This is a genomic window from Streptomyces sp. NRRL S-646, from assembly GCF_000720765.1.
GTDB lineage: Bacteria > Actinomycetota > Actinomycetes > Streptomycetales > Streptomycetaceae > Streptomyces.
Window position 1 is genome coordinate 11,754 of sequence record NZ_JODC01000030.1, and the last position, 22,963, is coordinate 34,716.

The 22,963-nt window shown below is 67.9% G+C and carries 18 protein-coding genes and 1 pseudogene; 12 read left to right on the top strand and 7 right to left on the bottom strand.

The genetic code is table 11. From position 1 onward, the window contains the following. Nucleotides 1-6 precede the first annotated feature (6 nt). Genes rfbD through IH68_RS0144675 form a run of 3 tightly spaced genes read right to left on the bottom strand, consistent with a single transcriptional unit; the run spans nt 7 to nt 2,938 of the window. Nucleotides 7-891, bottom strand: coding sequence for a dTDP-4-dehydrorhamnose reductase (gene rfbD / locus IH68_RS0144665; protein ID WP_030948319.1), 885 nt, complete (start codon nt 889-891; stop codon nt 7-9). Continuing rightward, nucleotides 888-1,874 carry a dTDP-glucose 4,6-dehydratase gene (gene rfbB / locus IH68_RS0144670; RefSeq protein WP_030948320.1) on the bottom strand — a complete coding sequence of 329 codons (987 nt, stop codon included), beginning with the start codon at nt 1,872-1,874 and terminating at the stop codon, nt 888-890. The genes rfbD and rfbB overlap by 4 nt, the downstream gene beginning before the upstream one ends. Next, entirely contained in the window at nt 1,871-2,938 is a 1,068-nt protein-coding gene (locus IH68_RS0144675) for a glucose-1-phosphate thymidylyltransferase (RefSeq protein WP_030948322.1), read from the bottom strand. Before IH68_RS0144675 ends, rfbB begins: the two co-directional genes overlap by 4 nt. 226 nt (nt 2,939-3,164) lie before the next feature. On the opposite strand from IH68_RS0144675, the gene IH68_RS0144680 reads away from it, so the two are divergent. The 6 genes and pseudogenes from IH68_RS0144680 (at nt 3,165) to IH68_RS0144710 (ending at nt 9,677) form a co-directional block, all read left to right on the top strand. Continuing rightward, a complete protein-coding gene (locus IH68_RS0144680; protein ID WP_030948325.1) occupies nt 3,165-5,174 on the top strand; it encodes a glycosyltransferase family 2 protein in 2,010 nt (669 codons plus the stop codon). 27 nt (nt 5,175-5,201) lie between these two features. Beyond that, nucleotides 5,202-5,807, top strand: a complete 606-nt coding sequence (rfbC, locus tag IH68_RS0144685; RefSeq protein ID WP_030948330.1) for a dTDP-4-dehydrorhamnose 3,5-epimerase — start codon at nt 5,202-5,204, stop codon at nt 5,805-5,807. 143 nt (nt 5,808-5,950) lie between these two features. After that, a complete protein-coding gene (locus IH68_RS0144690; RefSeq protein ID WP_030948331.1) occupies nt 5,951-7,213 on the top strand; it encodes an alpha/beta hydrolase in 1,263 nt (420 codons plus the stop codon). Between the two features lie 500 nt (nt 7,214-7,713). Further along, nucleotides 7,714-7,898: pseudogene (locus tag IH68_RS50890) on the top strand (DUF3263 domain-containing protein); the annotation flags it as partial. Nucleotides 7,899-8,112: 214 nt separating this feature from the next. Continuing rightward, complete coding sequence (locus IH68_RS0144705; RefSeq protein WP_030948335.1) at nt 8,113-8,601, top strand: GNAT family N-acetyltransferase; 489 nt, start codon at nt 8,113-8,115, stop codon at nt 8,599-8,601. 836 nt (nt 8,602-9,437) lie between these two features. Then, nucleotides 9,438-9,677, top strand: coding sequence for a hypothetical protein (locus tag IH68_RS0144710; protein ID WP_030948337.1), 240 nt, complete (start codon nt 9,438-9,440; stop codon nt 9,675-9,677). Nucleotides 9,678-9,708: 31 nt separating this feature from the next. On the opposite strand, the gene IH68_RS0144715 is transcribed toward IH68_RS0144710, so the two are convergent. The 3 genes from IH68_RS0144715 to IH68_RS58775 all read right to left on the bottom strand — a co-directional run bounded on the left by IH68_RS0144715 (nt 9,709) and on the right by IH68_RS58775 (nt 11,783). Continuing rightward, nucleotides 9,709-10,866, bottom strand: coding sequence for an MAB_1171c family putative transporter (locus tag IH68_RS0144715; RefSeq protein WP_051834044.1), 1,158 nt, complete (start codon nt 10,864-10,866; stop codon nt 9,709-9,711). Beyond that, complete coding sequence (locus IH68_RS0144720) at nt 10,863-11,387, bottom strand: hypothetical protein (protein ID WP_030948342.1); 525 nt, start codon at nt 11,385-11,387, stop codon at nt 10,863-10,865. Before IH68_RS0144720 ends, IH68_RS0144715 begins: the two co-directional genes overlap by 4 nt. Nucleotides 11,388-11,456: 69 nt before the next feature. After that, on the bottom strand, nt 11,457-11,783 hold the full coding sequence (locus IH68_RS58775; protein WP_234341797.1) for a hypothetical protein: 327 nt from the start codon (nt 11,781-11,783) through the stop codon (nt 11,457-11,459). A gap of 526 nt (nt 11,784-12,309) precedes the next feature. Between IH68_RS58775 and IH68_RS0144730 the strand changes: the two genes are divergently transcribed. Further along, nucleotides 12,310-13,320, top strand: coding sequence for a cell cycle transcriptional regulator TrcR (locus tag IH68_RS0144730; protein WP_199931999.1), 1,011 nt, complete (start codon nt 12,310-12,312; stop codon nt 13,318-13,320). A gap of 22 nt (nt 13,321-13,342) precedes the next feature. Here IH68_RS0144730 and IH68_RS0144735 read toward each other — a convergent pair whose 3' ends face one another. Continuing rightward, nucleotides 13,343-14,059: an IclR family transcriptional regulator gene (locus IH68_RS0144735; RefSeq protein ID WP_030948351.1), complete on the bottom strand. Its 717-nt coding sequence runs from the start codon at nt 14,057-14,059 to the stop codon at nt 13,343-13,345. Nucleotides 14,060-14,353: 294 nt separating this feature from the next. Between IH68_RS0144735 and IH68_RS0144740 the strand changes: the two genes are divergently transcribed. From IH68_RS0144740 to IH68_RS0144760, 5 genes are all read left to right on the top strand, one after another. Continuing rightward, on the top strand, nt 14,354-15,400 hold the full coding sequence (locus IH68_RS0144740; RefSeq protein ID WP_159403844.1) for a hypothetical protein: 1,047 nt from the start codon (nt 14,354-14,356) through the stop codon (nt 15,398-15,400). Between the two features lie 14 nt (nt 15,401-15,414). Then, nucleotides 15,415-16,248, top strand: a complete 834-nt coding sequence (locus IH68_RS0144745; RefSeq protein ID WP_030948354.1) for an ACP S-malonyltransferase — start codon at nt 15,415-15,417, stop codon at nt 16,246-16,248. Between the two features lie 28 nt (nt 16,249-16,276). Continuing rightward, on the top strand, nt 16,277-19,924 hold the full coding sequence (locus IH68_RS52165; RefSeq protein WP_030948356.1) for an SDR family NAD(P)-dependent oxidoreductase: 3,648 nt from the start codon (nt 16,277-16,279) through the stop codon (nt 19,922-19,924). Nucleotides 19,925-20,069: 145 nt separating this feature from the next. Beyond that, on the top strand, nt 20,070-21,380 hold the full coding sequence (locus tag IH68_RS0144755; protein ID WP_159403845.1) for an MATE family efflux transporter: 1,311 nt from the start codon (nt 20,070-20,072) through the stop codon (nt 21,378-21,380). Then, nucleotides 21,377-22,957 (top strand): acyl-CoA carboxylase subunit beta, encoded by a 1,581-nt coding sequence (locus tag IH68_RS0144760; protein WP_030948361.1) that lies wholly within the window; start codon nt 21,377-21,379, stop codon nt 22,955-22,957. Before IH68_RS0144755 ends, IH68_RS0144760 begins: the two co-directional genes overlap by 4 nt. Nucleotides 22,958-22,963: the final 6 nt, after the last annotated feature.

A 22,963-nucleotide genomic window follows, 5' to 3' on the forward strand; every position in this document is an offset into this window, starting at 1 on the left:
TTCGGATTACGGCCGCTCGGCCGCCAGCAGCGCCGGAAACGCTTCCTGCAGGGCCTCGCGCCACTCGCGGATCGGCTCGATCCCGGCGGCCGCCCACCGGTCGTGGCCGAGGACGCTGTAGGCCGGCCGGGGAGCCGGGCGGACGTACGCGGCGCTGGTGGTGGGGCGGACCCGCTCGGGGTCCGCGCCGAGCAGCCGGAAGATCTCCCGGGTGAGGCCGTACCAGGTGGTCTCGCCGCCGCTGGTGCCGTGGTAGATCCCCGCCGGGGCGGTACCCGCCAGTGCGGAGTGCCCGAGGCGGACCAGCCGGTCGGCGAGGTCGACGGTCCAGGTGGGCTGGCCGCGCTGGTCGTCGACCACGTCGAGGGTGTCCTTGACGCTCTCCAGCTTGATCATCGTGCGGACGAAATTGCCGCCGCCCGCCCCGTACAGCCATGCCGTGCGCACCACGTGGCCCGCGTCCGGCAGTGCGGTCAGTACCGCCTGCTCTCCGGCCAGCTTGGTGCGGCCGTAGGCGCTGCGTGGAGCCGTCGGGTCGTCCTCCGCGTACGGAGAGGCGCCGTCGCCTGCGAAGACGTAGTCCGTGGAGACCTGGAGCAGCTTGGCGCCGGTCTTGGCGCAGGCTGCCGCGAGGTTCCGGGGACCGTCGCCGTTGATGCGCAGCGCCTCGGCCTCCTGCGTCTCCGCGTCGTCGACGGCGGTCCAGGCGGCGCAGTTGACCACCACGTCCGGCTGGTGTTCCGCGACGGCGCCGTACACCGCCTCCGGGTCCGTGATGTCGAGGTCCCCTCGGGTCAGCCCGATGCTCTGCACGTCGTCGCCCGCCAGGCGGGCCAGGAGGTCCTTCCCGAGCATTCCGCCCGCACCGGTGATCAGCCAGGTGGATGTCACAGCGCCGCCCGAGCCTTCAGGGGCTCCCACCAGGCGCGGTTGTCCCGGTACCAGGCGACGGTCTCCGCGAGGCCGGTGGCGAAGTCCTTGCGGGGTTCGTAACCGAGTTCCTCGCGGATCTTCGTGCAGTCGACGGAGTAGCGGCGGTCGTGGCCCTTGCGGTCGGTGACGTACTCGACGCTGGTGTCCCAGTCGGCGCCGCAGGCCTCCAACAACAGCCCGGTGAGCTCCTTGTTGGAGAGTTCGGTGCCGCCGCCGATGTTGTAGACCTCGCCCGGCCGGCCCTTGGTGCGCACCAGCTCGATGCCCTGGACGTGGTCGTCGATGTGCAGCCAGTCGCGGATGTTGCCGCCGTCGCCGTACAACGGGACCTTCTTGCCGTCCAGCAGGTTCGTGATGAACAGCGGGATGACCTTCTCGGGGAAGTGGTGGTGCCCGTAGTTGTTGGAGCAGCGGGTCACCCGCACGTCGAGGTCGTGGGTGCGGTGGTACGACAGCGCGACCAGGTCGCTGGACGCCTTGGCCGAGGAATACGGCGAGTTGGGCTGCAGCGGGTGCGTCTCCGGCCAGGAGCCCTCGTCGATGGAGCCGTAGACCTCGTCGGTGGAGATGTGCACGAAGGTCCTGATGCCCGTCCGGTGCGCGGCGTCGATCAGGGTGTGCGTGCCCACCACGTTCGTCCGGACGAACTCCGCGCCCCCGTCGATGGAGCGGTCGACGTGCGACTCGGCGGCGAAGTGGACCACCTCGTCGTGTTCGGCCATCAACTTCTCGACCAGCTCCGGGTCGCAGATGTCGCCCTGCACGAACTGGAAGCCCGGGTGGGCGCGTACCTCGTCGAGGTTGGCCGGGTTGCCCGCGTAGGTGAGCTTGTCCAGGACGGTTATTGCCACGTTCCCCGGCCCCTGCGGGCCGAGCAGGGTACGGACGTAGTGGGAGCCGATGAAACCGGCACCGCCGGTCACCAGGATTCTCGTAGTCATGAAGAGATCTGTACCTTGCTGTGGTCGCCGAGCACGAGTCGGTGGGCTGCGGGATTGCGGGGAGCGGGGGTGACCTGGACGTTGCGGCCGATGAGCGAGGTCTCGATCCGCCGTACGCCCGTGATGGAGGAGTCGCGCAGGACGATGGAGTACTCGACCTCGCTGTCGTCGATCCGGCAGTCCTCGGAGACCGAGGTGAAGGGGCCGATGTACGAGTCGCTGATCACCGTGCCGGGGCCGATGATCGCGGGGCCGACGATGCGCGATCCGCGGACCTCGGCACCGGCGTCGATCCGCACGCGGCCGATGATCTCGCTCGACTCGTCGACGGTGCCCTCGATGTGGGGTTCGAGGGTCTCCAGGACGGAGCGGTTGACCTCCAGCATGTCGGTGACGTTACCGGTGTCCTTCCAGTAGCCGGAGATGGTCGTCGAGCGGACGTCCTTGCGCTGGTCGATCAGCCACTGGATGGCGTGGGTGATCTCCAGCTCGCCGCGCCAGGAGGGCTCGATGCTGCGGACGGCCTCGTGGATCGCGGGGGTGAAGAGATACACACCGACCAGCGCGAGATCGCTCTTGGGCTGTTTCGGCTTCTCCTCCAGTCCCTTGACCCGGCCGCTCTCGTCGAGCTCGGCGACACCGAACGAGGTCGGGTTGGGCACCTGGGTCAGCAGGATCCGCGCGTCGGGGTGTTCCGTGCGGAACTCGTCGACCAGGCCCGTGATGCCGCCGACGATGAAATTGTCGCCGAGGTACATGACGAAGTCGTCTTCGCCCAGGAAGTCGCGTGCGATGAGCACCGCATGCGCGAGGCCGAGCGGCTTTTCCTGCGGAATGTAGGTGACGTGGATCCCGAGCTTCGAGCCGTCACCCACGGCTTCCCGGATCTCTTCGGCGGTGTCGCCGACGATGATTCCGACATCCGTGATGCCGGCATCGGCGATCGCCTCAAGACCGTAGAAGAGCACGGGCTTGTTGGCGACGGGTACCAGCTGCTTCGCCGATGTGTGGGTTATCGGACGCAGGCGGGTGCCCGAGCCACCGGAGAGTACGAGAGCCTTCATGAGGCGGGATTCTAGCCGGGGTCCTGTTAAACCGACGTACCGTGCGGTCCGGCGCAGTTCCGGAGCACATTCCGAGTGCTTTTTTGATCGATTTATACCAAGGGCTATCCTTTTTCATAACCACGGCTTACCTACTATCTCTAATCTTCGCCGAGCGCTTACCGAGCGGCGTCGCTCGCCGGGAGGTGGCACTGTGGCTCCCAGCAAACGAGGCGGAAGAAGGCGCATGCCGATCAAGGTGAGTGTGGTCATCCCGGTCTACAACCCGGGCAGGTACATCGAGGACTGCATAGCCTCTCTTCTGCGTCAGAGTCTGCCGGACGACGAGTACGAAGCGATCTTCGTCAACGACGGCTCCACCGACGGGACCCCCGAGCGCCTGGACCGGCTCGCCGCCGAGTATCCGCACATGCACGTCATTCACCAGGAGCCGTCGGGCTGGTCGGGCAAGCCCCGCAATGCCGGCATCGCCGCTGCCAGGGGTGAGTTCATCCAGTTCGTGGACAACGACGACTGGCTGGGCGACGAAGCCCTCGAACGTATGTACAACTACGGCGTGGAGAACGGCGCCGACGTGATCGTGGGAAAGATGGCCGGCAAGGGGCGTCCGGTCCCGCGGGAGCTGTTCCGCAAGAACCGGCCGCACGCGAACGTCGAGAATGCCCCGCTGATCGACAGTCTCACCCCGCACAAGATGTTCCGGAAGGCCTTCCTGGACAAGCACAACCTCCGCTACATGGAGGGGCGCCGTCGTCTGGAGGACCACGTCTTTGTCGCCGAGGCCTATCTGCGGGCCGAGAATGTCGCCGTTCTCAGTGACTATCTGTGCTATTACCACGTCAAGCGCGACGATGCCTCCAACGCGGGCTTCCAGCGATTCGACTCGGTGGGCTATTTCAAGAACCTTCGTGAAGCCCTCGACGTCGTCGAGGAGCTCACCGAGCCGGGGCCGCTGCGCGACCGGCTCTTCCGCCGCTGGCTGCGCAACGAGATGGTCGAGCGGATGCGCGGTCAGCGGCTGCTCAAACTGCCCGCCGACTACCGCCAGGAACTGTTCGACGAGATCCACAAGGTGGTCGTCGAACGCTTCGGACCCGGAGTCGCGGCCGGTCTGCCGCCCACGCACCAGATCGTCGCGGGCCTGATCGCGGCCGACCGGCTCGCGGACGTCGAGGAGTTCGCCCGGTGGGAGTCGGGGATCAAGCCCTCCGGGGTCCTCGAGCACCTCGGCTGGGACAACGGCGGGCTGACGATCGGTTTCACCGCCGAGTACAAGTCGGGCGGTGAGCCCGTCGCCTTCCGTGCCGACGGTGAGAAGGACCTGCTCGTTCCGCCGTTGCCGCAGGCCGGCCTGGACGCCATCGCCCTGCTCGGCGCGGACACCTCCGCCCCGCTCGGCAAGTCCAGGGTGGACCTCGTCGTGCGTGAGCGCGCGACGGCCGCGGAGTTCTTCCAGCCTGTCGAGTTCACCCGGGAGAAGGTCGCCGTGGCGGGCCGGGAGGGGTATTTCCGGCAGGTGTTGCACGCCACCTCGCGGGTCGACCCGCTGTCGGCGGCAAACGGCGCCGGACTGGATGCGGGCATCTGGGACGTCCTCATCCGCATCACTTCCTGCGGCTGGACCAAGGAGACCCGCCTCGGTTCCGTGCGCGGCGAGAAGGCCGGAGGCGAACGCGCCGCCGCGGTTGTCGGCTCCCCGGCCCACCTGGTCCTGCCGTATTGGACAGACCCGCACGGCAACCTCTCGCTCGACGTCGACCAGAAGACCAACCGGATCGCGTACGAGTTCGCCGGTCTCACCGCCGCCGACGTCACGGTGACAACCGGCCCCGACCGCCTCACCGTTGCCCTGCCCTTCCACGTCCGGGGCGAGAGCGAGGCAGCCCTGAGGCTGACGAACGCCGCGACCGGCCGTTCGGTCGACCTCTCCGGCACGCTGACCGCCCGGGTGACCGGCGAGGCCGAACTGAGGGCCGGCCTTCCCCTCGGGGAGCTGGTGGGCGGCCAGTGGCGGCTGGAGCTGATTCTGCCGCCGGCCGGCGCCGGCAAGCCGGTGGCACTTCCGCTGGCGCTCGATGTGTCCGCGAGTGGTGGTGCCGTGGTCAAAAGCCTCGCAGCCGCTGCCGCCGACCTGGCAGCCAAGGACCCCGGGCGGCGCAGGCCTGCCTCTCGCCCTGCCAAGCCGACGTTCCTGCGCCGCGTGGCGGGCAGGCTCCGTAGGGCTCTGAAGAAGTAACCGACTCACGCGAACTAGGATCAATACGTGCGACCACTGGGCATTGACGGCGCTTGGGTACTTGAGCCCAAGGTCTTCCCCGACGACCGCGGCAGCTTCCACGAGTGGTTCCGCGGCGCAGAGTTCCGCGAGGCGACCGGCCAGGACCTCAACCTGGCCCAGGCCAACTGCTCCGTCTCCAAGCGGGGCACTCTGCGCGGCATCCACTTCGCGGATGTTCCGCCGAGCCAGGCCAAGTACGTCAAGTGCGTGCGCGGCGCGGTCATCGACATAGTCGTCGACATCCGCGTCGGCTCACCGACGTACAAGAAGTGGGAAGCCGTCCGGCTCGACGACGAGACCCATCACGCCGTCTACCTGTCGGAGGGCCTCGGTCACGCCCTCTTCGCCCTGACGGACGACGCGACGGTGGTCTACCTCTGCTCCGAGGGTTACGCCCCCGAGCGCGAGCACGGAATCCACCCGCTGGACCCCGACCTCGCCATCGAGTGGCCGGCCGGCATGGAGCCGCTGTTGTCCCCCAAGGACGAGCAGGCGCCGACGCTCGCCGAGGCGGAGGCCCAGGGCCTGCTCCCGGCGTATGAGGATTGCATCACATACCGCAGGTCCCTCCGAACGGCTGACGGCTCCTGACCTTTATTGCGGCCCTTCCGCGGAAACAAGGAAGTGGTATGAGCTTTGTCCCATTAGCGTTTCTTGGGGAACGCGGAAGAGGCCGCAACCCTCCTCCTGGGTGACGGAAAAACCACGGGCAAGGAAACCGGGGACTGAGTGGCATGGGCTTGACCAGCGAGACGACTGTGTACGTGATGGCGGCCGTGGCCGCCATTTGTGTGGCGCTGTTGGTCTGGCTGTGGCCACGGCTCGCCAGGCAGGGCGTGTGGCAGGTGCTCGGACGGCTGGCGGCCGTCGGAGTGGCCCAGGTGACGATCCTCGCGGCCTTCGCGTGCTGGCTGAACTCGTCGTACCAGTTCTTCGGATCGTGGGGCGAGCTCTTCGGCAACGTCGACACCGCTCCCGTCGGTGTCACCCAGGCGGGTGGAAACAACGACGGCGGGGCCATTTCCGGCGTCTCCGTGAAGGGCGCCCTCATACAGCCCAACGGCGACGAGCAGTTGAACCGGGTCAGCGGTCTGCCCACCGGCCCCGCGGCGGTGAACGGGCGGGTCGAGTCCGTCAAGGTCATCGGCCGCCGCACCGGCGTGGTCGACCCGGCCTTCGTGTACCTGCCGCCGCAGTACTTCCAGAAGGCGTACCACCGGCAGCGCTTCCCGGTGATCGTCGCGCTCAGCGGTTACCCCGGCAGCATCTTCAACCTCGCGCAGTACCTGCGGGTGTCACAGACCGCCGGAGAGCTGCAGAAGAGCGGCCAGATGCAGCCGACCATCATGGTGATGATCCGGCCGACGATCGCTCCGCCGCGCGACACCGAGTGCGTCAATGTCCCGGGCGGACCGCAGACCGAGACCTTCCTGGCGAAGGACCTGCCGGACGCGCTGAAGTCCACCTACCGGGTGGGCCACGACGCCAACGCCTGGGGTGTCATGGGCTACTCCTCCGGCGGCAGTTGTGCCCTGCAGCTGACGATGCGCAACCCGCACGTGTACACGACGGCAGGCGCCCTCTCGCCCGACTACAAGGTCAAGGACGACCCCACGACCGGCAACCTCTTCGGCAGCGGCCTCGGCCGCGTCAACCGGATCAACGGGCACGACCTGATGTGGCGGCTCAAGCACCTTCCCGTGCCGCAGGTCTCCGTCCTGGTCGCCGACAGCAAGCACGGCGAGAAGGGCTTCCCCCAGACCCTGGCGTTCATCAAGGCCGTCAAGGCGCCCATGCGGGTGGCGTCGATCCTGCCCGAGAACGGCAGCCACAACTTCCCGACCTGGGTACGGGAGATGCCGGCCACCCTGAAGTGGATGAACCAGCAGCTGACCTTCCCCCAGGACGTCGTGCCCCGGCACCTCCACAAACCGGGCCGCACCTCGGTGCGTGCCTCGGGCCCGGAGCCCTCGGAGACCCCCACCAGGCGCAGGTGACGGAAGCCGCTTCTGTCACCCTACGGTTTGCAGGGTGAGAGGAGGATGAGAAGAAGCCTGCCCCTCCACAAGGCCGTACGGCGTCAGACGACGGACGGCCTCTGCTCCTGTGAGACTTGATCGGCGGGGTGCCGGTGCGGCTGCAGGCACCGGCTCCGCAGTTGGCCGGTCCCCGGCAACTGCATCGCGGGTGCGGTGCTGTTGACCGCCGTGGCACTGGTGACCTGCGGCTATCTGCTCGACCACGCGGGCACCGACGAAGGCGTGCTGACGGCCCGGGCCGCGAGCCAGATCCTGCACGGCCATCCGGTCTACGGCCAGTCCTGGCCCTGGCTCTTCGACAGCGCACAGGTCGGCATCACCATCAAGAAGCAGATCGGTACGGCGGTCACCGCGTCGGGCAACCCGGCAACGGTCCTGACCCGGCTCCAGGCGGAAGCGACGGCGGCGGACAGCCGTACGACAACGACGACGACCGGCCGAGCGCCACCGTTCCCCTCATGGACCGGCAGGAACTGGGCGTACGCGAGCAGACGATCCTCGCCCTCGAACGCCTGGGCTTTTCCGAGCCCCGGCGCGAAGAGCGAGCGATACGCGAGGAACTGGGCCTGGCCCCGTCCGCTACTACCAGCGCCTGAACGTCCTGCTGGACGACCCGAGGGCCCTGGAGCACGCCCCGGTGACCAGGTCGGCGATCGAAGTCCGAACGTGCCGGTGCAACGGGACTGGCGTCGGACTGCGTTCGCAGTGTGCCGGTGCGCCGGCGCGTGGCCGATTCGGCGGCAGTGACGTGGCCGGTCGGGGCCTGGGCGAGCGGTTCCCGGGAGCGGTGCAGGAACGCTTGCCCGAGCAGCCGACCCGGCGCACGAAGGCACTCCCCGGTGCGAAATACTCTCCTGATGAGTTCACGCACATCCCCGGTCAGTCAGCCGATCGCGATACGGAGGGCTGTCGCGCGGGATGCCAAACGGCTCACGAGGCTCGTGCGTGGCTCAGGCGCCTACGCGGGGAAGTATGCAGCCGCAGTCGCGGGCTACCGGGTCGGTCCTGATTACATCGAGGCCCATCGCGTCTTCGTGGCCGTCGGCACCGACGAGCACGGCGGCCGAGTCCTCGGGTTCTACTCGCTCGTCCTCGCTCCGCCGGAGCTCGACCTGCTGTTCGTCGCCGACGACGTGCAAGGGCGGGGTATTGGACGGCTGCTCGTCGCGCACATGCAGTCCGAGGCCCGTGCCGCCGGGATCGACCGTCTCAAGGTCGTGTCGCACCTTCCCGCCGAGGACTTCTACCACTGCGTCGGTGCGGTGCGGACCGGGACCGCGTTCGCGAACCCGCCCGCCGTGCCGTGGGACCGTCCCGAATTCGAGTTTCGCATTCCTTCGGGATGACGCGGTGTGCCGGTTCACGGGGCCCAGGCTTCGCCTGCTTGGCGGTCTGTGCTTGGTGGTCTGCTTGCAGGAGCCGCTGGACGCCGCACGCTCCGTGTGTGCAGTCTCCCCTGCCCAGTGTGGTGATCGCCTGCGCCAGGTGCCTCCCCTGTTATAGGGGCTGTGCGATATGGCGTGAGATGTCAGGAACCCCCCGTCGGCTGGCGCCGACGGGAGGCTGCACGAGGTGGCGGGTCGCGCGGTGGACCTCCGGAGCCGCGCGACCCGCCGCGGCAGCCGCCTCTGGCTGAGCGAGCCGGGGGCCGGAGTGGTGGGGATGGAAGTATCGGATGTCCGGACGCGGTCTGATACCTGCTGGCGCCGCATCTGAATCTCATGCCGGTCGCCCAGGCCACCTCAATACGATCGAATGCCGCAAGAGTGCCCCGAGCATGGCCGCTTTTGTGCCGGGGGAGCATCAGTGGCGCAGCCAGGTGCGAATGAGGTGGGCCAGGTCGGGCGGACAGTCGGGGGACTGGGCCGGAGTGAGGACGCGGTGGCCGGGGCTGCGGCGTTCGCGGATCGCGAAGGCTCAGGCGATCGCCCTCTTCGTGCCGGCGCCCGCGGTGGGCCAGGGATCGGCGACCAGCCATTCGGCGATCCGGATCAGGCAGAGTCGCCTGCGCTTCGACCCACGCACCCGGGACTACTGCGAACGCCGCATCAAGGAAGGCAAGACCCGACGCGAAATCGCCCGATGCCTCAAACGCTACGTCGCCCGGGAGGTCTTTCACCTGATCCGGCCCACATCCTCACGGCCCCGTCATAGGGGATCGGTACTGGGCGCATTGTGAGAGGTGAGGAGCCCCCGTCGGTCCATCGGCATCTCGACAGACAGCTACACCTACGACAACGCGGGCAACACCGAAACCCGCACCATCGGCGGCGACAAGCAGACCCTCGTCTGGGACGACGAAGGCCACCTCGCCAAGCTCACCGAACCCGATGGCAGCGGCGGAACCAAGACGACCTCCTACGTCTACGACGCCGACGGCAACCGCCTGCTGCGCCGCACCGACGCCGCCACCACCGTCTAGCTGGGCAACACCGAGCTCACCCTCACCGTACTCAACTGCCCGCCGGGGGTGCGGAATCCGGGCCGACGTGCGTGGGCACGGATCGATACGTCTTGGCCATCTGGAGCAGGAAGGCCCTCTCGCCGGCGAGATCCGTGCTGCCCGCAGAGTTGAAGCCTGACGTGTGGGGCGTCGGGGCAAGGCCCCGAAGCTTCGCCTCCCGGGCACTCTTGACGACGGCGGCCAGGGCGGCGGCGTCCGCGGCCGCCTCGGGGCCCGGCGTACTCCGGGCCGGCGGAGCGAGAGGGGAGCCATGGTCCGTGAGCGCCAGAATCGCATCTCTCGTCTCGATGATCCGGCGGTAGGCGAGCACGTGATAGGGGATCCGAGGCCACACGACGTCCCAGACGCGGTGACGCGGCGTGGCCAGGGCAACGTGCGGAACGGCGATGACGAGATCGCTCCACATCGGCCACAGGCGCCAGGCAGTGGCGATGCCCGCCATGGCACGCCGGAACACGGAGTACGTGGGCACCAGGACGGCCAGGGCGCGCAGCACGCCGTGCAGATCCATGAGCAGGGGAAGCCAGGGCAGGGGCCATCGCTCGCCTGTGGTGACCCGGAGGAGACAGCCCAGCCAGTAGATGCCGACCAGAGCCGTACCGAGGCCGAACAGGCGCAGGCTGAGGGTCAGGGACCGGCTCGCTGAAGTCGCGCTGTAGCGCAGGCACATCAGGACACAGAAGGCGTTGGCCCCCAGATGCGTGCTCATGAGAACGAGCCAGTAGAGGAGAGAGGGAGTCGGCGGCCCGTTGACGGGGACGGCGATCCTCAGGTGCGGCTCCGCCGCGAGATCGAGTGCGAACAGGACGGCCAGTACGGATCCGGTGGCAAGGGCGAGGGCCGCCTTGAGGCCGCGGACGTCGGTGGTGGCCTGGGCGACGAAGTACAGCAGGGCTCCCGCGGACAGCACACCCAGGGCGTTCCTTGCCCCGGCGACGACGTTCGCCTCACTGTGGCGGGCGGCCTCGTGCAGGACCGCCGGCAGATCGAGCGTCATGGCCGCGGCCGCGGTGGCCACGGCCAGCAGCACGCCGCGCTGGGCAGCGGAGCGCAGGCCGGACGGGGCGCGCAGCAGCACGGCGATCCACAGCAGCAGCACGCTGGGCAGTTGGAGCCCGGCGCCGAGCGCGGCGGCGTCGTGGGTCATGCCGTGCCGTGCGGCGAGTCGACCCCCATGGCTGCCTCCAGTCTGCCGAGAACTCCGCCGGTGCGCTGGCGGGAGGGCTCGCTGATACGGGTTCCGAGGAAGCTGGCGAACAGCTCCGCCTCCTGTTCCTGGTCGGTCGCGTAGTTCGTGCGGCGCAGGAGCCGTTGCACCGTGCTCATGTCGAGGTCGGGCAGGATCACGTCCCAGCCGGTCTCGCCGTCGAGGGCCGGCGTTCGGTGGTCGAACAGCAGATGCCCGATCTCGTGGAGGACGATGTGCTCCTGGTGGAGGAGCGCGGTGCGCCGTTCGTAGAAGATGTGGTCCTCGGCGTCGGTGGCCAGCCACATGCCGCAGGCGCCGACAGCGGCTGCCTCAGGCGGCAGCGGATGAAGTCGTATCGGTCTCGCGCGCCGCGCTGCGAGATGGCGGCACAGGACCTCGATGGACAGGGCGTGGGGGAGTTCGAGCCCGTCGATCACCGCTTGGCAGCGACGGCGCAGCTTGAGTGATCCGTTCGACATGGGTGTCCGCGGCGGGGACCTTTCTTCGCGTGGGGGGCGGAGTTCGAAGGGGCCGGAAGTGTGGGGGGATCAGGGTCTCTGGGCCTCGGAGGGGTCCGGCTGGTGATCGGCGTCGTACTGGTCGGTGTCATGGGTGTCCGACGGGGAGCCCTGCTGTTCGCTGACGCGTTCCAGGTTCTCCACCCGGCGGGCTTCGTTGACGATGGTGAGCAGGGCGTCCAGGCTGGCGGACGACAGGCCCTCGGCCCGTAGCGCGAGGCTGCGCACCCTGGCGTCGCGGAGTGCGACGGCGAGTGCCAGCTGCGCGTTGACCCGGCGCGACACCTCGTCGTTGATGAAGTACTCCAGCGGGACGCCGAAGAACTCGGCGAGCACTGCGAGCTGTTCCAGCGTCACATTGTGTTTTCTGCCGGTGGCAAGCTCCCACAGATAGGTTGCTGAGATTGTTCCGCCGGTCCTCTCCCGGATCAGCCGGGCGAGCCGTGCGTATCCCGGACGTTTGCGCTCGTCGGGGTACAGGGCCGCGATCAGACCGCCAAGACGTACGTCGAGGTCGTGCAGCAGAGGCCGACTCGTGTCTCGGGGAGCTGGCCCATCCCGGTCCATAAGCCACCTTTCATCCGTCCGCTGCAGTGGACAGCGCCACCTGAGATCAGTGTGGACCGTCTCGCGACACGGGGTGAGCATGATCCGGCCAACCTCACCACGGTTGAAAACGCGATTATTTCGTCGGCGACGGGCGTCACTCCGCTTGTGCTGACGGCTCGTGAGAGCGGTGACCTGGAAGTAGGCGCCGAACTACGTCGGTTGGAGCCGTGTCCGGAGGGCTTCGCGAAGGGGCGGGCCGTGGTGGCCGGAGTGGGTTCATCCGCTGCAGCGGACGCATTGACGCTCTGCTGTCCGCTGTCTAGCGTCGTGTCGTGTGAACTCGGGGCGATTAGTGAACGACGCCGGGCAGACCGCAGGCCAGGAAGAGTCCGACCCTGGCGGTCGGCCCCTGGCGGAGACCCTGCCGCTCGACGCGCTGCGGTTCTCCGACTCGCCGCGTACCGGGGGCGTGGACACGGGACATGTGCAGAAGCTGGCCCGGACCGCCGGGCCGTTGCCCCCCATCGTCGTGCACCGGTCCACCCTGCGCATCGTCGACGGGGTCCACCGCGTCCAGGCCGCCCGGCTTCGCGGGGAGGGCCAGATCGATGTCTGTTATTTCGACGGCACCGTGGAGGACGTGTTCGTCGAGGCCGTGCGGTTGAACACGTCGCGGGGGCTGCCGCTGACCCAGGCCGATCGCGCGGCCGCCGTCCTGCGGATACTGGGCACGCATCCTCAGTGGTCGGACCGTCTGATCGCCTCGGCGGCTGGAGTCACCGCGGGCACGGTGGCCGCCGTACGCAAGCGTTCAACTGTCCGGAGCGAACAGTTGAACACGCGCGAGGGCAGGGACGGCAGGCTGCGGCCGGTGGACCCCGCTGAAGGGCGCAGGCGTGCCGGCCTGCTGCTGGCTGAGCGGCCCGACGCCTCGCTCCGGCAGATCGCCGCGGACGCCGGTGTCGCTCTGGCCACCGCCCGCGACGTACGGGAGCGGATGCGCCGTGGCGAGGATCCCGTCCCGCGCAGGTTCCGTGGGCCCGTGGCCGGAGCCGACCCGGCCGGAGCAGCCCGGAGCAAGCAGGTGGAGGCGGCGTCCGGTCCCGCGGACGCGGACATGGGTCTGCTGGTGGCAAGGCTGCGCAAGGACCCCTCGCTGCGGCTGACGGAGGCCGGCCGGGCGCTGTTGCAGATGTTGAGCGTTCCGCTGGTCCTGGAGAGCGACAGGGCGCGGCAGTTCGTGGAGGCCGTACCCGGACACCGCACGTCCACGGTGGTCCAGGCGGCCCGTGGATGTGCCCGGCGGTGGCTGGAATTCGCGGAGCAGCTCGAACGCCGCCCCTGACGAGTCGGGTGGCCGCGTCGGCCTACGGGTGGTCGGCGCCCAGATCGTGTGAGATCGCGCGGGCGCAGGTCCTGACGGCGGAGACCAGAGGCTCGCGTGCCCTTGCGTTCTTCCGCACGCATGCGGCGAATCCCGTGACGCTCACGGCGGCGACGGTGACGCCGTGCCGGTCGCGGATCGGTGCGGCGATCGAGACCATGCCGTCCTGCACAGGGTCGGGGGCGCAGGCCCAGCCGCGCTCCCTGACGGCGTGCAGGACCTCTCGAGGAGCCGTCGGCATTCCGGGTGTCCCGGCCCCGTGGGCGTCCAGCACCGCGCCCAACGCTGTCTCCCCGACGGGCTCCACCGATCCGGTCTCCAGCACCTGCCGCGTGGTGTCGCTCCGGAAGACGTGATGGACGATCAGCACGCCCGACCGGTGCGGCACACCGACACGCACCGCTTCCCCTGTGACCCGGCCCAGGTCGTCGGCCCAGGCCAGCGCGCGGGTCCGTAACTCATGTGTTCTGAGATAGCTGCTGCCCAGCCGCACCAGCTCGGGGCCCAGCCGGTATCTGCCGGACTCGACGTCGCGCTCGACCAGGCCCTCCTGCTGAAGCGTGTGCAGGATGCCGTACGCGGTTCCCTTCGGCAGCCCCAGCAAGGAGGCGGTGTCGGAGAGACCGAACTCGCGCTCACCCGTGGCGAGCAGCCGCAGCGCGGCCGCGGCACGGGTCAGGGACTGGATGGGACCTGACATGCAGCCGCCTCCACTGGTCTGGCCCGGCGCCATCGGGCACCGCACTTCGGACCGGCGCTCTCTCATTGCGCCGCGGGCGTGAGTGTGCCATGCATCAAACGTCCTGGGGAGGGGATTCAACGATCGTTCGACCAAAGAATCCTCAAGGAATTCCCCATCTCGGTAATGTCCATTTGGAATGACGCATGGGGGGCTTGTTGTGCGTGTTGAAACCGCTTGCTCACCCGAGTCCGCAGGTGCAGCATCGGAGGAGATCCATTCTTATTCCCTCGCCGGACCAAGTATTGGACGCCCATGCAGCACTCGACGGCTATGCGAAAAATCGAGAGCCTGAACACGATCGTCAGTCAGGACCCGGCCGTACATCTGAATTGCCGGGTGCACCAGATGCTGGCCCTCGTCGCGGCGAAGACTTCCGCGGTCGACCTTCTCTATCACGGTGCTCTGCACGATTCGCACCGAGTGTTCGAACACTGCTACCTGAAGAAGGAGCTGCGCTGGTCGTACCCCTATCCCTACACACGCGACGACGACCTACGGCAGCTGGGCTTCACTGTGCGGCGCAGTGAACATCTCGGTCTGGGCGAGTTCCTGAGCTTGCTCACGGACGGGGTGGCACGGGACGAACCGGTCTCCTTCTTCGCGCCCCGCACGGAATTCGCATACCAGGTGCAATACATGAGCCGCATGGGGCTGCCCCTGTCGGGGATCCTTCCGCACTCCTTTCTCGCCTGCGGTGTGGACGATTCGGTCACCGAACTCCTCATCAGGGACGACGCGACGGACAACCACGAATTTGCCGACTTCGTAGTTCCATGGGAGACGGTACGGTCCGGTTGGGAGACGAACCCCGATGAGTGGTTCACCGACGTCCTGGTGCTGAAGAACTCGGCGGATGAGCCGGATCCGGCCCACTTCGATCGTGCATACACGAAGCATGTGCTCGAACTGGAGGACGCATTCGAGATATACCACCTCCTGCACGACCGTCTGGCCGAGGAACGGGAGGGCTGGCCCACGTTCGCCGCACCTGGCCTCAACAGCCTGTCCATGCTGGCCGGAGCGCACATTCTCTTCTGCCGCTTCCTCAGGCACACGCGGCATTCGGAGCGGGTGAAGGAAACGTTCAGGCGCAACATGAAATTCCTGTGCTCCGTCCTGGACGAGGCGACGCTCAACCACGTGGAGCGAGCGCCATCCTCCGACGCCCGGATCAAGCGGGGCCTTTTCGCGCTCGAGCGGCGGGAGGCGAAGGCTCTGGGGCTGCTGCGTCAGGAGGTCGAGGAGTTCCGGACCGCCGGCGTCGAGGCGGTGCGCTTCCCCGTGCCGTCCATTCGTTGACAAGGAGGAAGACTGTGCGGGCAAGAATATTCCCGGGCCAGGGAGCCCAGCGGAAGGGAATGGGCGACGGTGTCTTCGGAGATTTCCCCGAACTCACCGCCCAAGCAGACGAGTTGCTGGGCTACTCGATCACCGAACTGTGTCTGGAGGACCCGGAGGGAAAACTCCGCCAGACCCGCTACGCACAACCGGCCATCTACTTCACCAACGCACTCCTGCACCTGAGCGAACACGGCGAGCCCGCCGGGTTTGACTACTTCGCCGGACACAGCCTCGGTGAGTACAACGCCCTGGTCGCGGCCGGAATGCTGGACCTGATGGACGGCCTCGACCTCGTTCGTGGGCGGGCCGAGGCCATGGCCGGCGTCACTGGCGGCGCGATGCTGGCCGTCATCGGTCTGTCCCGGAATCAGGTGGAATCCCTGCTCCTCAGCGAGAGCGTGGCTGCCGTGTACATCGCCAACTGGAACTCCGACCAGCAGATCGTGGTGGCGGGCGACCGGAGCGGAATACGCGCGTTCGGCAAGGAGGCCAGGAAGAGTGGAGCGACGAAGGTCGCTCCCCTGAGCGTCAGCGGCCCTTTCCACACCCCGCTCATGAATCCCGCTCGAATCGAATTCGACCGAGCCCTGGCCCGGTGTGCCTTCAAACCGGGCGACGTACCGGTGGTGTCGTCCACGACCGGAGAGCTCGTGGACCCCGTGCACCTGCGCAATCTGCTCAGCACCCAGATCAGCAGCCCCGTCCAGTGGGTCACGACGGTGCGAACCCTCCGGGAGTTCGGTGTCACCCGGTTCAGCGAAGTGAACGGCACCACCCTGACCAAGCTCGACCGCGAGATCGATTGATCCGCGCGATCGCGGACAAGGAGCGCGAATGACACGTGATATCGCCATCATCGGTATGTCGGTGGAACTTCCCCAGGCGAAGAACACCGACGAATTCTGGGACATGGTCGTAAGCGGCAAGAGCGCGAGCAAGCCGTTTCCAGAGGGACGCAGGAAAGACATCCTCGACTACACACGGTATGCGCGGACCGTCGCCGTGAAGCCGCTCACCGACCCGTCGGTCGACTTCCATGACGGCTACTGGTTGGACGACATCGCCCAATTCGACCACGAGTTCTTCGGCATGACTCCCCGCCAGGGCGCAATGGCCGACCCGGTCCAGCGGATGCTCATGAAGAACGCGTATCTGAGTCTTGAGGACGCCGGATATTCCGGCCCCAGGATCCGGGATCTGCGCACCGGTGTCTTCGTCGGATACTCCGTCAACCCGGGCCAGACGTACGCCGACTTCCTGACCCGAGCCGATCCCTCCCTGACCCCGCTCACCCTCACGGGGAACATGGGAACGATGCTGGCGAACCGGATCTCCTACCAGCTGGATCTGCACGGTCCGAGCATGGTCGTCAACTCGGCCTGCTCGGCAACCCTGGTCGCCCTGCACCAGGCCAAGAACGCCCTGCTGACGGGCGACTGCGACATGGCCGTCGTCGCCGGTGCCCGCATCATCCTCTCCCCGGTCAAGAGCACCGAACGCAACATCGGCATCGAGTCCTCCGACGGGCTCACCCGCCCCTTCGACGAACATGCCGACGGCACCGGCTTCGGCGAGGGCTCGGGTGCGGTCGTACTGACCCGGCTCGACCGGGCCCGCGAACGAGGCGACCAGATCTACGCGACGATCAAGGGCAGCGCCGTCAACCACGACGGCCACTCGGAGATGATCACCTCTCCCGACGAGAAGGCCCAGACCCAACTGCTGCTCGACGCCTGGGCCGACGCCGGCCTGGATCCTCGCAGCCTTGAGTACGTGGAGGTGCACGGCACGGCGACGCGCATCGGGGACCCCATTGAGTTCGAGGGGCTGCGGGAGGCGTTCGGCCGGCACACGTCCGACAAGCAGTTCTGCGCGGTAGGCACCGCCAAGGCCAATGTCGGGCACCTCTTCGAAGGGTCCGGGGTCATCGGCGTGATCAAGGCCGCCCTGACCGTGAAGAACAAGACCGTGCCGCCCATGGCGAACTTCGAGAAGCCCAACCCGAAGATCGACTTCGCGAACGGCCCGATCCGTGTCCCCACCACGGCAGAGCCATGGAACCCCGTCGAGGGCGAACGGCACTGCGGCGTCAGCGCCTTCGGTATCGGCGGCACCAACTGCCATGTCGTTCTCGGTGAAGCCCCCCAGCAGTACGAAGCCGCCGCTCCCGAGGCGGCGGACGGCCCACAGATCTTCACGCTGAGTGCCCACAGCGAGCGGTCGCTGCGGCTGCTCGTCGACGCCTACGTCCGCCACCTCGGCACGGAAGCCGCCGAGCAGCTGAACCTCCGCGACGTCTGCTACACCACACGTGTCTCCCGAGGCGCTCACCGGTACCGCCTTGCCCTGCCGGTGTCGAGCCTGGTCGAACTGCGGGACGCGCTCACCGCGCTGTCCCAGGGCAGTGGCGATGACCTTCCGGCGCTCCACTCGAACCTCGACGACTGGTCCCGGCCGGCCCAGCCCGACGACTCGCCGCTCGCCCGCTACGTCCGCGGTGAGGACGTCGTATGGGAGGAGTACGAGGGCGCCGCACCCGGCCGTATCGTCAAGCTGCCGCTCTACGCCTTCGACGAGAGCCGCTGCTGGTCGTCGTTCCCCGAGTCCTGGTCCGAGCGGACCTCCCTCGGCTCCGCACCCAGTGCGCAGAACCACCCCGTCACGCACGACGTCGTCTTCCCGGAAGAGCCTCTGGCGGCGGACTGGCCCGGCGAGGTGCGGGCGCTGGCCCTCGTCGACCCGGCGACCGAGGCCGAGGCCCTGCTGGGCGCACCGCCCTCCGGGGACCTTCATGTCCTGCGGCTCGTGGCGGACGGTGCCGACGTGGCGGCGGGCACTTTCGCGGCCACGGACGAGAGCCTTCAGGAGGTCGCCGAGCACATTCTCAGGGGCGGATACACCCACATCGTCCACGCCCTAGCCCTGGAGGAGACCGAGGCACCCGACGTCCAGACCCTGGACCATCGGGTCACCAAGAACCTCTACAGCCTGTTCCTGCTGAGCAAGGCCCTGATGAACTCCGGGGTGCGGGCCCGGATCGTCGCTCTCACCCGCAACGCCTGCGCGCTGGAGGACGGGGCGTCCGTCACTGCTCCGGAGAACTCCGCGCTGGCCGGTCTCGCCAAGGTGATCGGCCGTGAGTTCCCCTATCTCAAGACCCGCGTCCAGGACGTGGACGAGCACGTCACCCCCGACTTGCTGTGGCGCGAGATGACCCGGCCGGAGCCCGGGCTGCACTTGCTGCGGGAGGGGCGTTCGTACCAGGAGGTCTTCGAGGAGCTCCCGGAGCTGGGCACCGGCGCCGAGGAGGACTACCTCAAGGCGGGCGGCACCTACCTCGTCACCGGCGGCACCGGCGGGATCGGGCTGGCTGTCGCGGACATGTTCGCGACGCTCCAGCCCGACATCGACCTTGTGCTGCTGAGCCGGTCCGGGGCGCCCGACCGGGCGGAGTGGGAGCAGCTGATCGCCGCGCCCGGCGACGCGAAGCCGGCCCGGGTGGCCCGCGCGCTGGCCGGGATCGAGAGCAAGGGCGCACGCGTCCACGTGCACTGCGTCGACGCCGGCGACCCGGATGCCCTCAGGGCCGTCGTCGAGGACGTGCAGCGGACCTTCGGCCGGATCGACGGCATCGTCCACGCCGCCGGGATCCCCGGGCGCAACCGCATAGCCCTGCGCGATCCGCAGGACTTCGCCGACGTGGTCCGGCCGAAGATCCACGGGGCGTACGTCCTCAACAGTGCAACCGCGGACGCGAGTTGCGACTTCATCCTGTACTTCTCGTCGGTGGCCGTCGTCTTCCCCTCGCCGGGACAGGGCGACTACGCGGCCGGCAACTACTACCTGGACACCCTCGCCCGCATGGGCCGCAGCGACGACTGTCACGTCGTGGCCGTCGACTGGGTCGCCTGGCGGGAAGTCGGCATGGCCGTCGACTACGGGAGTAACCTCGACACGACCTTCAAAGCGGTCTACACCGACGCCGGCCTGGACATCATCGACAAGATGCTCCGTTCCCGCCGGCGTCGTGCTTTTGCAGGGGAAGTGAACTACGACGGCAGCCTCGTGCACATCTTCAAGTCGTTCGACACGGTGCTCGGTGACACCGTGAGCACCAAGATGAAGCAGGCCGAGAGCGAACTGCGGGACCGGCTGCGGATCGCGTCGGAGCAGAAGCGCCAGCAGATCGACGCGATCTCCGTGGAAGTGACGGGACGTCCGGACGGCGTCTACCGGGACGAGGAGATCACCGTTGCCCGGTGCTTCGCGGACGCCCTGGGGTACCCCACCGTCGATGTCGAAGCCGACTTCTTCAACATGGGCGGCGACTCCCTCATGGCCACCTCGGTGGCGTCCAACATCGCCACCTGCCTGCAGATCGAGTTCGACGCTGCCGACCTGCTGATGGAGCGCACTGTTTCCGCTGTGGCGGACGCAGTCGAGCTGATGCGGGAGGAAGCCGAAGAGGAAAGCCCCGTGTAGGGCACCGGACGGGCCGGGCGGGCTCGCAGGAGCCCACCCGGCCCCTGGCATGCAGATGGCGGAGATGACCAGAGAAGTGCGGAAACACCCACCAGGACGGAAGCATCGCTCCGAGTTGCGGTCGATTCTCGGATTCAGCATCCCGATGTCGGTCGCCAACTATGTGCAGCAGTCCTATCTGCTGGCCGACAGCATCATCGTGGGCCACTACGTCGGCATCGAGGGACTCGCGTCCGTCGGCGCCGCCCAGCCGATCTTCTATCTGGTCAACGCCGTCTTCCTCGGTCTGGTCAGCGGCTTCGCCATACGGTTCGCGAGGATGACCGGGTCCGGGCACGCGGAGCGGCAGGAGGACGCCGTTATCGGCCTCGCTGCCTTCGCCGTCGTCTGGGCCGGCCTGTGCGTCGTGCTGGTCTTCTGCGCGACGGGCTTCTTCCTGGACGCCATGGGGATCCACGGCACGGTGGCCCACGGAGCCGAAACGTATCTGCGAACGCTGTCCCTCGGGTTCGTCGGCGTCTTCGGTATCGGCGCGCTGGGCGGCTTCCTGCGCGGACTCGGCGACTCCCGCACCGTCATGTACGTCATGGTGTTCAGCAGCCTGCTCAACATCGCCCTGGCCTGGAGCTTCGTGGCTGTCCTGGGACTGGGGGTGCGCGGAGCGGCCCTGGGGACGGTGACGGCAAGTACCGTGGCGTTTCTGGCCGGTCTCGTGCTCGTGGCCCGCAGGCACGGGATCCACCGTTACCGCAGCACTCTGCCTGATCTGGTCCGACAGGCCGGATCGTCCCTGCGGCTGGGCTTCCCGGTGGGCATCCAGCACGTCTTCCTCTCCCTCGGAAGCATGGTCCTGACCTCGCTGATCGCCCCGTTCGGAACGGCCGCAATCGCCGCGTTCAGCATTGCGTCCCGGCTGGAGACCCTGGCCGGGCGGTTCTACCTGGACCTGTCCGGCGCGGTGACGGTCTTCGTGGCCCGGCACGTGGGCGCCGGAGCCCCGGAGCGGGCGCGACGGGTCCTGCTCGAAGCGCTGCGCATCTGCCTGTGGGGGACCCTGGCGGAGTCCGTGCTGGTGATCCTCGTACGACATGACATCGCCGCGGCCTTCACCAGCGACACGGCCGTACGCGCCATCGTCGGCACCTACATCCTCATGGCCTACCCCTTCTTCCTGCTGTACACGGCGATGGCGGTCGTCCACGGCTTCCTGAACGGCATCGGCAGGACCGTCTTCCCGCTGGTGTGCACCATGCTGTCGTTCCTGGTGGTCCGGGTCCCCACGGCGTCGCTCCTGAATGGCCCCCTGGGGTTGCACGGCATCATCTGGGCGGTCCCCATCGGCTGGTTCGTCGGCCTCGCCTACACCGCGTTCGCCGTACGCAGGTACATCCAGGACGCCCGGCGGTTCATACCCGTACCGACATCCGCGCCCGAACAAGGAGACGTCCTTCGATGACCACCGACGCCGGCACCGAGACCGCCCCGACCACCGCCGGCCGGGTGGCCGACCTGCACCGCATCAAGCAGCAGGCGGTGCTGGGCCCCGGCGACGCGGCCACGGCCGCACAGCATGCCAAAGGGAAGCTCACCGCGCGGGAACGACTGGCGCTGTTACTGGACGACGGGTCGTTCCAGGAGGTCGAGCCGCTGCGCAGGCACCGGGCGAGCGGATTCGGTCTGGAGCACCGCAAGCCCTACACCGACGGCGTCATCACCGGCTGGGGCACGGTCCACGGCCGCACCGTGTTCGTCTACGCCCACGACTTCCGGATTTTCGGCGGCGCGCTGGGCGAGGCCCACGCGGCCAAGATCCACAAGATCATGGACATGGCCCTCGCGGCCGGCGCTCCGCTGATCTCGCTCAACGACGGGGCGGGCGCACGCATCCAGGAAGGCGTCACCGCACTGGCGGGCTATGGCGGGATCTTCCTGCGCAACACGCGCGCGAGCGGCGTCATCCCGCAGATCAGCGTGATGCTCGGCCCCTGCGCAGGCGGGGCGGCCTACAGCCCCGCACTGACGGACTTCGTGTTCATGGTGCGCGAGACCTCGCAGATGTTCATCACCGGACCCGACGTCGTTCAGGCCGTCACCGGCGAGAAGATCTCCCAGAACGGCCTCGGCGGAGCCGACGTGCACCATCACACCTCGGGCGTGTGCCACTTCGCCTACGACGACGAGGCGACGTGCCTGGAAGAGGTCCGTTACCTGCTTTCTCTGCTCCCTGCCAACAACCGGACGCCCCCTCCGGTACAGCTCACGGCGGATCCGGCGGACCGCCGCTGCGAGTCGCTGGCCGACCTCGTCCCCGCGGACGGCAGCCGCACCTACGACATGCGCCGGGTCGTCGAGGAGATCACAGACGACGGCGAATACATGGAGATCCAGGAACGCTGGGCGACGAACATCATCGTCGCCCTTGCCCGTATGGACGGTCACACGGTCGGCATCGTCGCCAGCCAGCCGCAGTCCATGGCCGGTGTCCTCGACATCAACGCGGCCGAAAAGGCCGCGCGCTTTGTGCAGATGTGCGACGCCTTCAACATTCCCCTGGTCACCCTGCTGGATGTGCCGGGCTTTCTGCCCGGCGTGGGCCAGGAACACGGCGGCATCATCCGCCACGGTGCCAAATTGCTCTACGCGTATTGCAACGCCACCGTGCCCCGGGTCCAGATGATCCTGCGCAAAGCGTACGGCGGCGCCTACATCGTCATGGATTCACGCTCCGTCGGCGCCGATCTCTCCTTCGCCTGGCCCACCAACGAAATCGCGGTGATGGGAGCGGAAGGGGCGGCGAACGTCATTTTTCGGCGTCGGATCCAAGACGCCGACGATCCTGATGCCATGCGCCGCCGCATGGTCAAGGAATATCAGGCCGAGCTCATGCATCCCTACTACGCGGCTGAACGCGGCCTGATCGACGACGTGATCGACCCGGCCGAGACCCGTGAGGTTCTCGTCGGCGCTCTGCGTGTGCTCCGTGGCAAGCATGCCGATCTGCCCCTGCGCAAGCACGGCAATCCCCCGCAGTAGCAAAGT